We start from the raw sequence: 14,682 nt of genomic DNA, 5'->3' as shown, positions 1-14,682 counted from the left end.
TGAGAGTGGATGGACGCGGGGTCAGAACTTGATCCCGCCCAAAAGGCTGGCGAGGCTCGCGCCTCCGGCCTTGATGCTCGGGGCGATGGCGGTGCCCGCGAGGTAGAAGCCGAAGAGCGCGCAGACCAGGGCGTGGGACGCCTTGAGTCCGTCCTTGCGGAAGAACAGGAAGACGATGATGCCGAGCAGCACGACACCCGAGATGGACAGGATCATGTGGGTTCTCCTGGTCGATGGGGACAGTCACCATGAGTTCTTCCAGGCTCACAGAAAGTACCAATACCGCAAATCGTGCAATCGAGTTACTTTTCATCTTTTTCACCGGACTGGCCGATCCCGCCGCACACGTGATGATCTTTGCCGCCGGGAGGCCGGGTCATGTCGCCCGGCGGGCAGTACCCTGACGATTCACTCGTACGGCCCCCGCGCCGTGCGCTCCTGGTCACGGCATGTGTGTGAAAGGCAGGCTGCCCGCGATGAGCGAAGCTCCCGACCCCGAGGTCGTCGAACTCGCGACCAAGATCTTCGACCTCGCCCGGCAGGGTGACGCCGAGGCGCTCGCCGCGTACGTCGACGCGGGCGTCTCGCCGAACCTCACCAACGAGCAGGGGCAGACCCTGGTGATGCTCGCCGCCTATCACGGGCACGCGGGTGCGGTGGAGGCCCTCCTGAAGCGCGGGGCGGACGCGAACCGGGCCAACGACCGCGGGCAGACGCCGCTCGCCGGCGCCGTCTTCAAGGGTGAGGACGAGGTGGTCCGGGTACTGGTCGCCGGCGGGGCGGACCCCGCCGCGGGCACGCCCTCCGCCGTGGACACCGCCCGGATGTTCGACAAGAAGGAGCTGCTGGAGCTGTTCGGCGCCCACTGAGGGCCCGCAGCGGGGAGTCCCGGGGGGACGTCGTAAATGTGGTCGCGGTGGCGAAATGCCTGGGCCATCATGACGTCGGATTCACAAACACCAGGTGCGGGCAGGAGTCGCCGCATTACGGATATGTGGAACGGGCCCACTCCGGGCCACCGATGAGAGGCAGAGGAAGATGGTCTACAGCAAGCAGAAGACTGTGACGGGCGGCCGAGCAAGTTGTCGCACGGCGTAGGCACGGCATGAATCCCGGATGCGTCGACAGCTTGATGTGAGGCTTTTCCCCATGTTTGAACCAGTCATAGCGCCGAGCGGCACCCTGCTCGGCCTCCTGCAAAGGGGCAGGGGTGACGGCACGCTGCACGCGCTCGCCGCACCCCGCCCCGAAGCCCTTGCGGCCCTCGACCACTGCGTGCTCCACGACCCCCGCCACGACTGGCAGGTCGAGAACCGCTCGCTCTACTACGCACGCCTTTACCTCGACCTCGACGGCGGCCTCGACGCGATCGAACACCACCTCTTCGACGTCGAGGACGTCCTCGACACGGACGAGAACCGGACCGGGCTCGCGCTCGCCGTACTCGGCCACCTCGCCTCGTACGGCAGGGACGACGCCCTCATCCTGCTGCGCCGGTACGCCAGGACCGGCACCAACTGGACCTGGGCGCTCGACGAACTCGCCCTGCGCGACGACGACGCCGGCCTGCGCGCGCTGTCCGGCCCGGTGCTCGCGCGCTTCGCGAACACACCCGAGGGCGACGCCGAACTCGCCGCCGCCGTGCGCGACGCCTTCGAGCCCAGGCCCTGGCGGCTGTGGGCGGAGGATCCGCGCGACACGGTCGGCGGCCGGGTGCGCGCGGCCCGCGAACAGGGATCCTTCGACCGCTGGCAGCGCCAGATGCGACCCGCCGGGCCCCGGCCCGGGTGGAGCGTGGAAGCCGTCCTCGACTGGGCGCAGGACGGGCTGGAACGGGGCGCCGCCCTGCACGTGCCCGCCGCCCGGTGCCTGACCGCGGTCGCCGGACCGGAAGACCGCCCCACCATCCTCCGGGCGGCCCACGAGGGCTCCGACGGGGCGCGCTGCACGGCGCTGCACTACCTCGCCGAGTCGCGCGACCCCGCCGTCCTCGGCCTGATAGAGGCAGCGGCGGCGAGTCCGTCGCGGTCGGTCGCGGACGCCGCCGTCGCCGCGTTCGAGCGGATGTGCGGCCCGGAAGCGGTCGACTCCGCCCGCGGCTGGGTCCACCGCCCCGACGCCCTCGGGGCCTCCGCCGCGGGCGTGCTGGCCTGCCGCGGAGGGGCACAGGACGCGCCCCTGGTCCTCGGAGCGCTGCGCGAGACCGTGCGCACCGAAGGCCCCGACGCCCCGCTGCTGTGGACGCTGGTGGACGGCGCGGGCCGTCTCGGGATCTGTGCGGCGGCACCCGTACTGCGGCACGTCTACCGCGAGACCACCTCCTCCCACCTGCGGCAGCGCGCGGCAGGCGCCCTCGCCGCCACCGATCCGTCCTTCGCCTCCGGCTTCGCCGTCGAGTGCCTGTGGGACTGCGAGGAGACGACGCGGGAAGTCGCCGCCCGGCACGCCGAGACCGCCGACGCACGGGTCGCCGACCGGCTGCGGCGACTGGCCGCCGACCCGGCCGAGGAGGCCGAGGTGCAGACCGCCGTACGCAGCAGGTTCGGGCCGGACGCGACCGCTGCCTGAACCCCTCGGGCGGCGCGCACCGGAACGCTCCGGGGCGCGCCGCCCGCCCGCGGTTCCACGGGCGGCGTCCGCCGCGGCAAGCGTTCCCATCTGGGCCGTTTCGACCGTTGTCAGTGCGAGGACCTAATCTGTGCCACGTGACTTCGCCTGCCTCGACGGAATTCGTTCCGCCCCAGCTCAGCGCGGGGCCGCGGCCCGCCCAGGGCCCGGCCGCCGACGAAGGGCTCGCGCGGCGCCTTCGGGCGCTCGCCTGCACCGCCCCGCTCCACGACCTCGACGTGCGCAAGGCCAACCTGGCCGGCGAATACACGGTCTACGCGATGGCCGAGGTCGCCCTCGCCGCGATCGACCTCATCACGCTCAACATGGACTTCGACACCGGCGCCGACCACGAGCAGATCGTCTCCCGGCTGCTGCCGCGCGTCGCCGCCCAGGCCCCGAGCCGCCCCGCCGCCGAGCACGAACGGGTCGCCCGCTGGGTGCTGGAGAACCTGGTCAACGTCGGCAGCGTCGACCGCGGCTTCCGCGCCGTCTACGGCACCTTCTCCGCCGACGGCGTGTACACCCGCCGCGACTACGACTTCAAACTCGTCGAAGAAGTCGCCGGATACGGCGGCGGAGTCTTCCTGCGCACCACCGACGAGGCCGTCAACGTCCTGGTCGGCGCCCTCGACACCGACGTCACCAGCGCCCAGATCGCCGCCGAGGTCAAACTCGAGGTCCTGATCAACCGCGGCCGCCTCGCCGACGCCCAGCTCGCCGCCGAACAGGCCCGCTACCGGACCGTCCAGTACGCCGAGACGCTGCGCCGCACCCTGGAGGCCACCCGGCGCAACGTCCGCGCGGTCGACTGGCTCAACGCCGTCCCCGACATGATCGCCGAGGCCCTCGACCACGTCGCCGACCGCTACCGGCACGAGAACGCGATCCTCACCAACATCCGCAAGGCCCGCGACGAGTCCGAGGAACCCGAGCAGAAGCGCCGCGCCGCCGAACTCGTGGACATCGTCAAGGACTGCATCCGCCGCCACACCCAGCTCCAGTCCCGCCTCCTGGAGGCCGGACCGCTGTTCCGCGCCGAGCAGGACCGGCAGGCCTTCGCACCCGTCAGCGCCCATGCGGGGCTCGACCTGTACGGGCAGCTGGTCGCCCCCGTGCTTCCGCTGCCCCTGGAGAAGGCGATCCGTGTCACCGACGCCTTCTTCGCCCACGGCGCGGGGCTGCGCACCCCCACCTCCGTACGGGTCGGCGACCTGGTCGACATACTGCTCAGCCCACCGGTGGAACGCGAACACCTGGGCGTCGAGATGCCCGAACCCGACCTGATCGCCACCCCCGACGACAGCCGCTTCAGCGAGGAGCAGCTCGCCGACGCCCAAGACCTGCTCGACCTCCCGCACGACGCCCCCCGCCGGCTCTCCGGGCTGCTCGCCGAGGCCCGCCGCCGGGCCCCCGGCACCGAACTGCCCTACCTCGTCGCCCTGCTCGCGGTGCACGCCGCCAGCCCGCCCGTCGGTACGGCGTACCGCCAGGGCGAGGAACGCCTGCTGTTCGCCGTCGACGACGGCACGCCGCTGCACGACCCCGAGTTCGGCGGCGCCGACCTCGTCGTGGGCACCGCCCTGCTCGACGCCGCCGGCATGGCGACCGGCCGGGCGGAGGCCTCGTGACCCAGGCCCGCCCCACCACCCGCGTACCCCTGGACACCCCCACCGAGGAGCAGCAGCCGTGAGCGAGACCCACGCAGAGCACAGCGCGTGGAGCAGCGACGCCGTCGACGCGCCCGCCGCCCCCGCAGCGGTCACCCCCGCCGACGCGGCCGACGCCGCCCGCCTCGTCTCCTTCGGCCTCCAGCCCAAGCTGCTGCCCGCCCGCGACGCCGAGTACGCCGAACTGCTGCGCCGCTACCGCGAGGAGAGCGCTTTCGCACGGCTCGCCGACGCCGTCGCCACCGGCCTCGGGCTCGTCGTCCTGGAGGTGTCCACGCGCGCCGGGATGGCCGTCTCGGCGGGGGAGGACTCGGTCTTCGCCGTACGGATGGGGGACTACGCCCGCCGCGCCTCGGCCGAGTCCGCCGACCGCTTCCTGCACGGACTCGCCCATCTCGCCGTCGCCGCCATGGCCTTTCCCCGCCCCGAGGACCTCGCCGACGACGGCTACATCGGCCGCCTCACCGTCAACGGCGTGGACGCCTTCGTGCGGCAGGCCTGCCGACGGCTGGAGGAGCGAGCCGAGGAGGCGGGAGAGAACACCGACCCCGCCACCGAGGCCCCCGGCCTGGAGTCCGCCTGGCGGATCTACTCCCGGCGCAGCGCCACCGGCGCCACCAAGGACGCCCGGCGCCTGGCCGGCTCCACCACCGGCATCGTCGGCAAGGCCGTCGCCTTCCTCACCGACTCCGGTTTCCTCCAGCGCACCGGGGACGACGCGGGCGGCTCCTACCGCACCACCGCCCGCTACCAGTTGCAGGTCCGCGACATGGCGGGCAGTGCCGCCCTGACCGAACTCCTGGAACTGGGCGTCGTCCCCGTCACGGACGGCACGGCCACTCTCGTCCCGCCGTCCGGGACCGACGACCTCGAACTGGCCGCCGACGCCGGCCTGCCCTTTCACGCGTAATTCCGCCGAGACGACTTAAGACTGAGAGTCCGCCGCCATGTACGAGTTGTCCCGGGTCCGCCTCTACTCCATCGGGCCCGCCGGAGCGCGCTACGCCGACACCGTCCTCGACCTGCGCGGAGTGGGCGCACCGGTACCCCGGCCGGCGCCCACCCAGGCGGAGTTCTTCGAGGACGAGCCGGCCGGGCCGCCCCGCCGCCCGGCGCCCGCAGGCGTGCTCTTCCTGGAGAACGGCGGCGGCAAGTCCGTCCTCCTCAAGCTGATCTTCTCGGTCATGCTGCCCGGTCACCGCAACACCCTGGGCGGCGCCAGCTCCGGTGTGCTCCGCAAGTTCCTGCTCGCCGACGACTGCGGGCACGTCGCCCTGGAGTGGCAGCACACCCTGACCGGCGAGTGCGTCGTCGTCGGCAAGGTCAGCGAGTGGCGCGGCCGACAGGTCTCCCACGACCCCCGCAAGTTCGCCGAGGCTTGGTACTCCTTCCGCCCGGGCCCCGGGCTGAGCCTGGACTCCCTGCCGGTCGCCGAGTCCACCGCGGTACGACGCCCGCTTGAGGGCGCGTCGGGCGCGCACGGCCGCCGCCGCACCATGAAGGGGTTCCGCGACGCACTCACCGAGGCGGGCAAGTCCTACCCCCACCTCGACATCCACTGGGAAGAGATCCACGACCGCTGGAACGAGCACCTCACCGAGCTCGGCCTCGACCCGGAACTCTTCCGCTACCAGCGTGAGATGAACGCCGACGAGGGCGAGGCGGCGGGCCTCTTCGCGGTCAAGAAGGACTCGGACTTCACCGACCTGCTGCTGCGCGCCGTCACCGACACCCGGGACACCGACGGCCTCGCCGACCTGGTGCACGGCTTCGGCAGCAAACTGGGCCGCCGTGCCGAACTGATGGCCGAACGCGAGTTCACCGCCGGATCCGTCGACCTCCTCGGCCGGATCGTCGACGCCGCCGACACCCGCGCCCGCGCCCGCGACATCCACACCGGCGCCGAGCGCCGCACCCGTACCCTCTCCCGGCGGCTCTCCGCCCGCGCCGCCCAGGAGCGGGGCCGCACCGCGGAACTCGCCCAGCGGGTCGCCACCGCCGCGCACACCGTCACCGAGGCGGAGACCGCCCGCGGCCACAGTGCCCTGATCTCCGCCGAACTCGCCTACCGGCACGCCTCCCTGGCCCTCGCAGCCGCCGAGAAGAGCGCCGCCGCCCAGCGCCGCGAGCTGGCCGACGCCCGCACCCTGCACTCGGCGTGGCAGGCCGCCGAGGTCGTGCTGCGCCACCGCGCCGCCGCCGACCGCTCCGCGCGCGTGGCCGTCGCCATCCGTGAGGCGGAACGGGACGCGGCCCCGGCGCTCGCCGCCCGCGCCACGGCCGCCACCGACCTCGTACGTGCCCTGCACAGCGCCGCCGAGGACGGCGAGCGCGTCGCGGCCGAACAGGAGGAGCGTTCCGCCGCCCTTCAGGAGACGGGCGAGGCCGCGCACCGTGACGCCACCGTCGCCGCCACCGAGGCACAGCGCGCCCGCAGCGAGATCGGCCACCTCCGCCAGCGCCTGGCCGAGGTCGAAGCCGAAACGGCCGAAGCGGTACGGGCGGGCTGGCTCGACGACACCGCCCCCGACGCCGACCCGGCCCGCGCCGCGCTGGCGGCCTCCGACGCCGAGAAGACCGCCGTCGCCGCCTGGGACACCGCCCGCGAAGCCGCCCGAACGACAGCGGACAGAGCACGCGAAGCGGCCGCGGCAGACGCCCGCGCCGAACTGGGCGCCGCCCGCGCGGCAGACGCGGCACGCGCCGCCACCGCCGCCCACGAGGCGGAGCACCGCGCGGCGGCCTCGATCGCCGCCGAGGAACGTCTCGCGGAGCTGCTGAGCCTGCCGACGGCCGCCACGTCCGGCCTCCCGCAACCCCGCAGCGGCGAAGGACCGGCCGCGTACGGAACCGACGCCGGCGGCCCGGAACACGGCGAGCAGTCCGCACGGCGCACCGCGATCCCCGGCGCGCACGGCACGGCCGGCACAGGCAGCGGAGACGCCCCGCACACCGGCGGTGCGCAGACCACGCAGGGTCCGGAGCAGGCCCGTACCCCCGGCACCGTCGGCCCCCCGCGCCACTCTGACACCCCCGCGGCATCCGACGGCCACCGCCGTACGGGCAGCACCGCCACCGTCGCCCACGCCCGCCGCGGCCCCCGCTCCGGCACCGACGGCCCGCTCAGCGTCGAGGAGCTGGACCGCAACGCCGAGGACCTCCTCGCCCTCCTGGAACAGGGCGTCGCCTCCGCCGAGCGCCAGCTCTTCGACCTGCGCACCGCAGCCGCCGACGACTCGCGCATCCTCGGCGCCCTCGGCGACGGCGGCCTCCTGCCGCCCAGCCCCGACGTCCTGACCACCGTGGAGTACCTGGGCGAGCACGGCATCCCGGCCCTCCCCGGCTGGCGCTACCTCGCCCAGGCCGTCGACCCCGCCGACCACGCCGCGGTCCTCGCCGCCCGGCCCGAACTCGTCGACGGCGTCGTCATCACCGACCCCGACTCGCACGCACGCGCACGTGACGTCCTCGCGGGCGCCGCACTGCTGCCGCGTTCCGCCGTCGCGGTCGGCACCGCCGCCGCGCTCCTCGCGCCCGTTCCCGGACCGGGCGGCGGCGACGGCACCGGCCAGGGCGCCGTCTTCCTCGTACCGCCGAACCCCGCCATGCACGACGAGCACGCCGCCGACGAGGAACGGCAGGCACTGCGCGCCCGCGCCACCGCCCGCGACGAGGAGATCCGCGCCCTCTCCGCGCGGCTCACCGGGGACCGCACCCTCGCCGCCAGGCTGGGCTCCTGGCGCGCGGACTGCCCGCCCGGCAGGCTCGCCGAACTGGCCGAGGCCGCCGCAATCGCACGCGAGGCGGCCGAAGCGGCCGAAGCCGTGCACGCGGAGGCCCGTACGGTACGCGCCGAGGCCGACGAGGCGGCGGCCGACGCCGCCCGGGTGCGCGACGAACGACAGGAAGCCGCCCAGCGCGCCCGCCGGGCCGCCGACGTCCTCGCCGGACTCGCCCACCGGCTGCGCGAACGCGCCGGCTGGCAGGCCCGGCTCCGCGAACTCGCCGACGAGGCGGCCGAGTCGGAGGCCCGCGCCGCCACCCTTCTGGAACGTGCCAAGGCCGCCGACGAGGACCGCCGCACCGCCCAGCGCACCGCCGACGACGCCCACCGCACCTCGCGCACCCTGCGTGCCGAGCGGGCCGAGATCGCGGGCGCGCCCGAGACGGTTCCCGACCTCCCCGAAGGCGCGCCGCGCCAGGCGCTGCCCACCCTGCGCGAGGCCTACCGAGCCGCCTCCCAGCTCTACGAGAAGGTCGGCGTCGGCGCGGACCTGCGTGCCGAACAGGCCCGCGCCGAGAGCGACGAGAGCGCTGCCCTCGCCGAGCTGAACCGCCTCAGCAACAAGGTCCGCAACCGGGCGGGCCAGCTCCTGGAGAGCAACGACGGTGCCGACGGCCCGTCCCGCCAGGCAGCCGCCGCCCGCGCCGAGTCGCTCGTACAGACGCTGGAGACCAGGGCGTCGGCCGCGAGCGAGCAACTGGGCCGTCTGCGCGGCGAGGCGGAGCGCCTGGCACCCGAGGACGGCGAGGCGCACACCGTCCTGGCCGAGGACCTGGTGCCCGCCGACGCCGAGCACGCCCAGACCCTGCTGCGCACCGCCACCGCCGAACTCGGCTCCCGCACCGAGGCGCTGGAGACGGCCCGCGCCGCGCACGCCGAACTGCTGCTCGCACACCGCGCCGCCGAGGACGCGGCCGGAGGCTTCGATGAGACGGCCGCGCTGCTGCGAGACCTGCTGCGCGACCACCAGGACGAGGACCAGGAGGTCCACGAGCCCTACCCCGGCACGCTGATGGAGGCCCGCAACTCGGCGGCGGAGGCCCGCCGTTCACTGCGCGGCTGCGCGGGCGACCTGTCGTCGGCGGAAGCGGCGGTGCGCGAGGCGAGCGATGTGCTCGTACGCCACGCCAACTCCACCCGGTACGAACAGGTACGCACCCCCGCCCGGCAGCAGATCCGGGAGCTGCCCGCCGCTTCGCTTCCCGAGCACGCGGCGGCCTGGGCGGCGGCCTTCGCGCCCCGACTGCGCGTTCTCACCGATGAGTTGGCGCAGCTTGAGCGCAATCGCGACAGCATCGTCGACCGGCTGCGCGGGCTCGTGGAGTCCGCGCTGGCCACCCTGCGTTCCGCGCAGCGCCTGTCCCGGCTGCCGGAGGGGCTGGGGGAGTGGTCGGGGCAGGAGTTCCTGCGGATCCGTTTCGAGGAACCCGACCAGGCCACCCTCGTCGAACGGCTCGGCGAAGTCGTCGACGAGGCGACCCGGGCCGCCGTGAAGAAGAACACCGACATGCGCCGCGACGGAATGTCCCTGCTGCTGCACGGGGTGCAGGCGGCACTGGAACCCAGGGGCATCGCGGTGGAGATCCTCAAGCCGGACGCGGTGCTGCGTGCCGAGCGGGTGCCGGTCGGGCAGATGGGCGACGTCTTCTCCGGCGGCCAACTGCTCACCGCTGCGATCGCCCTGTACTGCACGATGGCCGCCCTGCGCAGCAACGACCGGGGCCGCGACAAGCACCGGCACGCGGGCACGCTGTTCCTGGACAACCCGATCGGTCGCGCCAACGCGACGTACCTGCTCGAACTCCAGCGGGCGGTCTCCGATGCGCTCGGCGTCCAGCTTCTCTACACGACCGGTCTGTTCGACACGACCGCGCTCGCCGAGTTCCCGCTCGTCATCCGGCTGCGCAACGACGCGGACCTGAGGGCGGGCCTGAAGTACATCAGCGTCGAGGAGCACCTGCGCCCCGGACTGCCGCAGCAGAGCACCGGGGGCGAGACGATCCACGGCGAGATCACCGCGACCCGCATGTTCCGCCGGGCGGCGGACGAGGCGCCAGGATCCCCGGCGGCGGACGGGAGCACAGGTGCCCCGGCGGCGGACGTGACGGAAGAGTCGCCGACGACGGATACGTCGCAGGCTGCGCATGCGGCACCCGAGGTCCGGCCGGCCCGTACCGGCTTGCCCGGGGCCACCGGGTAACCGCCGGCACCGGCGCGTGTGAGGGCTTCCGTACTTCCCGTACAGCGGTCTCGCGTGGGGAGCCCGTGTGCAGCGGCCCCCAGTACGGAAGGGGTACGGAAGCACTCGCGCCGCTCGCACGGAAGCTCTCAGGCCTGCGAGAGCCGGCCCGGCCCCGGGCGGCTCTGCCGCCGGCCCTGTATTCGCGCGTCCTTGTGCGCCTCGCGCCGCGCCTGACGGCGTTCGCGCCGCAACTGCCGTGCCGTGCTGCTCGGTACGGACACCACGCCGTTGCGCTGGTTCCATACCTGCCGGGTGATCCACACGTCCAGTACGCCCCAGGTCGCCGCGACCGTGCTCGCCACGCTGCTGAGCACCATCGGAAAGGCCAGCCAGGACCCGGCCAGCGTGCACAGGTAGGCCACCACCGCCTGAATCAGCGTCAGCGCCAGTATGAGCACCGCCCGTACCGCGGACGTGCGCACCGGATCCGGCAGCCGCCGTCGCACGGCCGGCTCTTCCACCCACAGCTGCCTCGGCGGTGCCGCGTCCGCCGAAAACTCCTCCGTCGTCATGTTCCCACTCCCCACTCCCCACCACTCAGCCAAGGCCCGTTGCGAGGGGCCTCTCAGCTGTGCCTGCCCGTCCTGTGCCGCCCTACGCAGACACCGCTTCGCCGTTCGTCCACTCGGCGTGTCCCCCGGATCTCCCCGTACAAAAGGACGAACGGCGGATCCGAAAGATTCCCGTGCCTCGGAGGGGGAGCGAACAGTTCCAGCCATCCCCCCGGGTGCCGTACTTTGCCCCCGGGCGGGTTTCCTGTACCGCGGGTACGATTATCAACTCCCGTGATTCCGGGACAAGTCATGATCGGCTCCCGGCCCGTCGGCCGAAAATCGACCGGACGTGTCTTCGAGTTGCCGGTGGGGCAGTAGTAGGCTCACGCCGCTTGTCGACGAAATGCGTTGACGGCTCAACGAGACGGAACATCACCGCCGCCGAGCGGGGGCGAGCTGGGGGAGGCCATGCGCTTTCGCGGGAAGTCCATCCGCCGGAAGATCGTGGCGTTGCTGCTGGTGCCGCTCGTCTCCCTCACCGCACTGTGGGGTTTCGCGACCGTACTGACCGGCCGCGAGGCAAGCGAGCTCCTGGACATCGCCCACGTCGTCGAAAAGATCGGCTCGCCGGTCGAGGACGCCGTGCAGGTGGTCCAGAAGGAGCGCCGCCAGACCCTGGTCTACCTCGCGGACCAGCGAAGTTCCGAGGCCTTTCCCGAGCTTCGCAAACACCGCGGCGCCACCGACGCGGCAGTGGCCAAGATCCGCAGGCACTCCCAGGACCCCGATGTCACGGACGAGCTGAAACCGGCGGCCAACCAGCGTCTGGCCTCACTCCTCAAGGAGTTCGACGGCCTCTCCGCGCTGCGCCGTTCCGTCGACCAGAACACGATCACCCGCAGCGACGCCCTCGCCCACTACAGCCGGCTCGTCGACCCCTGCCACACCTTCCTGGCGAACCTGCACGTGCTGCGCGACGTCGAGATGGACAAGCAGGGCCGCGCCCTCGTCGGTGTCACCAGGGCCCGCGAACTCCTGGCGCGTGAGGACGCGTTGGTTGCCTCCGCACTGGTCGCTCGTCAGTTCACCGGCGACGAACTGCGCTCCCTCACGGGTCTGATCGCGAGCCGCAAGGTCCTCTACGACACCAGCCTGGAACAGCTCCCGGCCGCCGACCGGCAGCGCTACGGGCAACTCCTGAGCGGCCCCGAGGCCGCGGCCCTGCGCGTCGCCGAGGACAAGATCCTCGACCAGGGACCCACGCGCCGCCCGACCGCCGTCAGCGCCGAAGCCTGGCAGGAGATCGCCCCCCCGGCCCTCGACCGGCTCGCCACGCAGGGCGCCGAGGCCGGCGACAACTACCAGGCCCGCGTCGAACCCGTCGCCTTCGGCGTTCTCCTCGAAGCGGGAGCGGCCGGCGTCCTCGGCTTCCTCGCCCTGATCGTGTCCGTCGTCGTCTCCGTACGGATCGGGCGTGAACTCGTCCGCGACCTGAACCGGCTCCGCAAAGAGGCGCACGAGGCCTCCGGCGTACGCCTCCCCGGCGTGATGCGCCGCCTCGCCGCGGGCGAGAACCTCGACGTGGAGACCGAGGCCCCGCGCCTGGAATACCCCAAGGACGAGATGGGCCAGGTGGGCCAGGCCCTCAACACCCTCCAACGGGCCGCCGTCGAGTCCGCCGTACGCCAGGCCGACATGCGGCGCGGCGTCTCCGAGGTCTTCGTCAACCTCGCCCGCCGCAACCAGGTGCTGCTGCACCGCCAGTTGACGCTCCTGGACGCCATGGAGCGCCGCACCGAGGACACCGACGAACTCGCCGACCTCTTCCGGCTCGACCACCTCACCACCCGCATGCGACGGCACGCCGAAGGCCTGGTGATCCTTTCCGGAGCAGCCCCCTCCCGGCAGTGGCGCAAGCCGGTCCAGCTGATGGACGTCGTGCGGGCTGCCGTCGCCGAGGTCGAGGACTACGAGCGCATCGAGGTGCGCCGACTGCCGCGCATCGGCGTCGGCGGACCCGCCGTCGCCGACCTCACCCACCTGATCGCGGAACTCCTGGAGAACGCCACGGTGTTCTCGCCCCCGCACACCGCGGTGCAGGTGCTCGGCGAACGCGTCGCCAACGGCTTCACCCTGGAGATCCACGACCGCGGCCTCGGCATGGCCCCCGACGTCCTCCTCGACGCCAACCTCCGGCTCGCGGAGACCCCCGAGTTCGAACTCTCCGACACCGACCGTCTCGGCCTCTTCGTGGTGAGCCGGCTCGCCCAGCGGCAGAACGTGCGGGTCTCCCTCCAGCAGTCCCCCTACGGCGGCACCACGGCCGTCGTCTTCATCCCGGCGGCCCTCCTCACCGAGGCCCCCGACACCGACGGCAGCGGCTTCCGCGTGGAGCACGAGAGCGCCCGGGGCCGGGGGCTCACGGGCGAACCCGCCCCCACCGGCCCCGGCGGGCGCCGGCACAACCTCACCGCCCTCGGCCGTACGACGCCGGGACGGTCGGTACTGGACGGCCCCGTCGAGCTCGAACCGCCGCTGGGCACCCTCGGGCTGGAGCCCGCGCCCGCCCTGGGGACCGCCCCGGGGGGCCTCGTCGGCGACCTGGAGGAGACCGAGAGCGAGCGCGGCGCCATCTTCCGCGCTCGCGGGGTGGACAAGCCCCGCAGAGTGGACAAACCCCGCGGCCGGGACGCCCTGCGCGGCCCGGGCGACCTGCGGCGCGGCCCGAACGACGGCGCGGGCGCAGGCCGTGCGGGCAGTGCCAGGGGCCGCGTCTCCGACGCCGCCCGCGTACAGCACCAGCAGGCCGCCGACCTCGCACGGGACGACACCGACGTCGCCCGCCCCGGCGGCCCCGTGCCGCTGCCCCGGCGCAAGCCGGCCCTGGTGGCCGAGCACGGTCGCCGCATCGGCCAGCAGCCCCGGCAGACCCAGGAGCCCCAGCGGTCCCGCCGGTTCGACCCGTCCCACGGCCAGGACGAGCCGCAGGACGCACCGACCGCCTCCGGCCAGGGACCCGGCGACGCGGCCGGGGACGGAATCCCCGCGCTCGGCGGTCTCCCGCGCCGAGTGCGTCAGGCGAGCCTCGCCCCGCAGCTGAAGAAGGAAGCCGAGGCGGCCCGTGCCGCCGAGACCGTGCGCCCGGCACCCGTGGCGGAGCCGGACCGGGACGCCGACGAGGTACGCAGCCGGATGGCCTCCCTCCAGCGCGGCTGGCAACGCGGACGCCGCGAGAACGAGGACGGCGCCCCCCGGCCCGCCCCCACCGCCGGCCGGGCATCCGGCACCGCGACCACCGACGAATCAGCTGCCGACACCACCGGGCCACGCCCGGGGAACGACGCCACGACGGCCGAGACAGCACCAGGAACGACAGCAGAGGGGGACGGTCGATGACCGCACCGAACGCCGCATCACACAATGCCACGGGCCGGGGGTCCGGCGAACTCAACTGGCTTCTCGACGAGTTGGTCGAGCGGGTCGGCAGTATCCGCAAGGCGCTGGTGCTCTCCAGCGACGGGCTCCCCACCGGGGCCTCGCGCAGCCTCACCCGGGAGGACGGAGAGCACCTCGCCGCCGTCGCCTCCGGATTCCACAGCCTTGCCAAGGGCGTCGGGCGCCACTTCGAGGCGGGCAACGTCCGGCAGACCGTCGTCGAGCTCGACGAGGCGTTCCTCTTCGTCACCGCGGCGGGCGACGGCAGCTGCCTGGCCGTGCTGTCCGACGCCGACTCCGACGTGGGGCAGGTGGCGTACGAGATGACGCTCATGGTCAAGCGCGTCGGCGCCCACCTCAGGACGGCGCCGCGGACCGGCCTGACCGCCGGAGGGTGAACGGGGACGGCATGAGCGACGCAGGTACGGAGGCCACGGGCACGGACGCCGG

General features: G+C 73.5%; 9 protein-coding genes. 7 read left to right on the top strand and 2 right to left on the bottom strand.

What is annotated here, in order from left to right; translation table 11 throughout:
- Window positions 1–21 precede the first annotated feature (21 nt).
- Window positions 22–216, bottom strand: coding sequence for a hypothetical protein (locus HNQ79_RS13190; protein WP_018534760.1), 195 nt, complete (start codon window positions 214–216; stop codon window positions 22–24).
- Between the two features lie 260 nt (window positions 217–476).
- On the opposite strand from HNQ79_RS13190, the gene HNQ79_RS13185 reads away from it, so the two are divergent.
- The 5 genes from HNQ79_RS13185 (at window position 477) to HNQ79_RS13165 (ending at window position 10,261) form a co-directional block, all read left to right on the top strand.
- Window positions 477–869 carry an ankyrin repeat domain-containing protein gene (locus tag HNQ79_RS13185; RefSeq protein WP_185030431.1) on the top strand — a complete coding sequence of 131 codons (393 nt, stop codon included), beginning with the start codon at window positions 477–479 and terminating at the stop codon, window positions 867–869.
- A gap of 280 nt (window positions 870–1,149) precedes the next feature.
- Entirely contained in the window at window positions 1,150–2,568 is a 1,419-nt protein-coding gene (locus HNQ79_RS13180; RefSeq protein ID WP_185030430.1) for a HEAT repeat domain-containing protein, read from the top strand.
- Window positions 2,569–2,705: 137 nt separating this feature from the next.
- The gene (locus tag HNQ79_RS13175) at window positions 2,706–4,238 is read left to right on the top strand and encodes a hypothetical protein (protein WP_185030427.1); all 1,533 of its coding nucleotides are present in this window, start codon (window positions 2,706–2,708) and stop codon (window positions 4,236–4,238) included.
- Between the two features lie 58 nt (window positions 4,239–4,296).
- Window positions 4,297–5,187: a hypothetical protein gene (locus HNQ79_RS13170; RefSeq protein WP_185030424.1), complete on the top strand. Its 891-nt coding sequence runs from the start codon at window positions 4,297–4,299 to the stop codon at window positions 5,185–5,187.
- Between the two features lie 37 nt (window positions 5,188–5,224).
- Window positions 5,225–10,261: a coiled-coil domain-containing protein gene (locus tag HNQ79_RS13165; RefSeq protein WP_229923563.1), complete on the top strand. Its 5,037-nt coding sequence runs from the start codon at window positions 5,225–5,227 to the stop codon at window positions 10,259–10,261.
- A gap of 128 nt (window positions 10,262–10,389) precedes the next feature.
- Here HNQ79_RS13165 and HNQ79_RS13160 read toward each other — a convergent pair whose 3' ends face one another.
- A complete protein-coding gene (locus HNQ79_RS13160) occupies window positions 10,390–11,022 on the bottom strand; it encodes a hypothetical protein (protein ID WP_373312577.1) in 633 nt (210 codons plus the stop codon).
- 243 nt (window positions 11,023–11,265) lie between these two features.
- Between HNQ79_RS13160 and HNQ79_RS13155 the strand changes: the two genes are divergently transcribed.
- On the top strand, window positions 11,266–14,193 hold the full coding sequence (locus HNQ79_RS13155; RefSeq protein ID WP_185030421.1) for a nitrate- and nitrite sensing domain-containing protein: 2,928 nt from the start codon (window positions 11,266–11,268) through the stop codon (window positions 14,191–14,193).
- Entirely contained in the window at window positions 14,190–14,630 is a 441-nt protein-coding gene (locus HNQ79_RS13150; RefSeq protein WP_185030418.1) for a roadblock/LC7 domain-containing protein, read from the top strand. Before HNQ79_RS13155 ends, HNQ79_RS13150 begins: the two co-directional genes overlap by 4 nt.
- The last annotated feature ends 52 nt before the right edge of the window (window positions 14,631–14,682 follow it).

The organism is Streptomyces candidus (assembly GCF_014207445.1).
Lineage (GTDB): Bacteria > Actinomycetota > Actinomycetes > Streptomycetales > Streptomycetaceae > Streptomyces > Streptomyces candidus.
Note: the sequence above shows the minus strand (reverse complement) of the source record. Positions and strands in the feature narration are given on the sequence as shown.

Coding starts and splice junctions, on each gene's coding strand:
- HNQ79_RS13190 (WP_018534760.1), bottom strand. CDS start 216: ATGATCCTGTCCATCTCGGGTGTCGTGCTGCTCGGCATCATCGTCTTC.
- HNQ79_RS13185 (WP_185030431.1), top strand. CDS start 477: ATGAGCGAAGCTCCCGACCCCGAGGTCGTCGAACTCGCGACCAAGATC.
- HNQ79_RS13180 (WP_185030430.1), top strand. CDS start 1,150: ATGTTTGAACCAGTCATAGCGCCGAGCGGCACCCTGCTCGGCCTCCTG.
- HNQ79_RS13165 (WP_229923563.1), top strand. CDS start 5,225: ATGTACGAGTTGTCCCGGGTCCGCCTCTACTCCATCGGGCCCGCCGGA.
- HNQ79_RS13160 (WP_373312577.1), bottom strand. CDS start 11,022: ATGGCTGGAACTGTTCGCTCCCCCTCCGAGGCACGGGAATCTTTCGGA.
- HNQ79_RS13155 (WP_185030421.1), top strand. CDS start 11,266: ATGCGCTTTCGCGGGAAGTCCATCCGCCGGAAGATCGTGGCGTTGCTG.
- HNQ79_RS13150 (WP_185030418.1), top strand. CDS start 14,190: ATGACCGCACCGAACGCCGCATCACACAATGCCACGGGCCGGGGGTCC.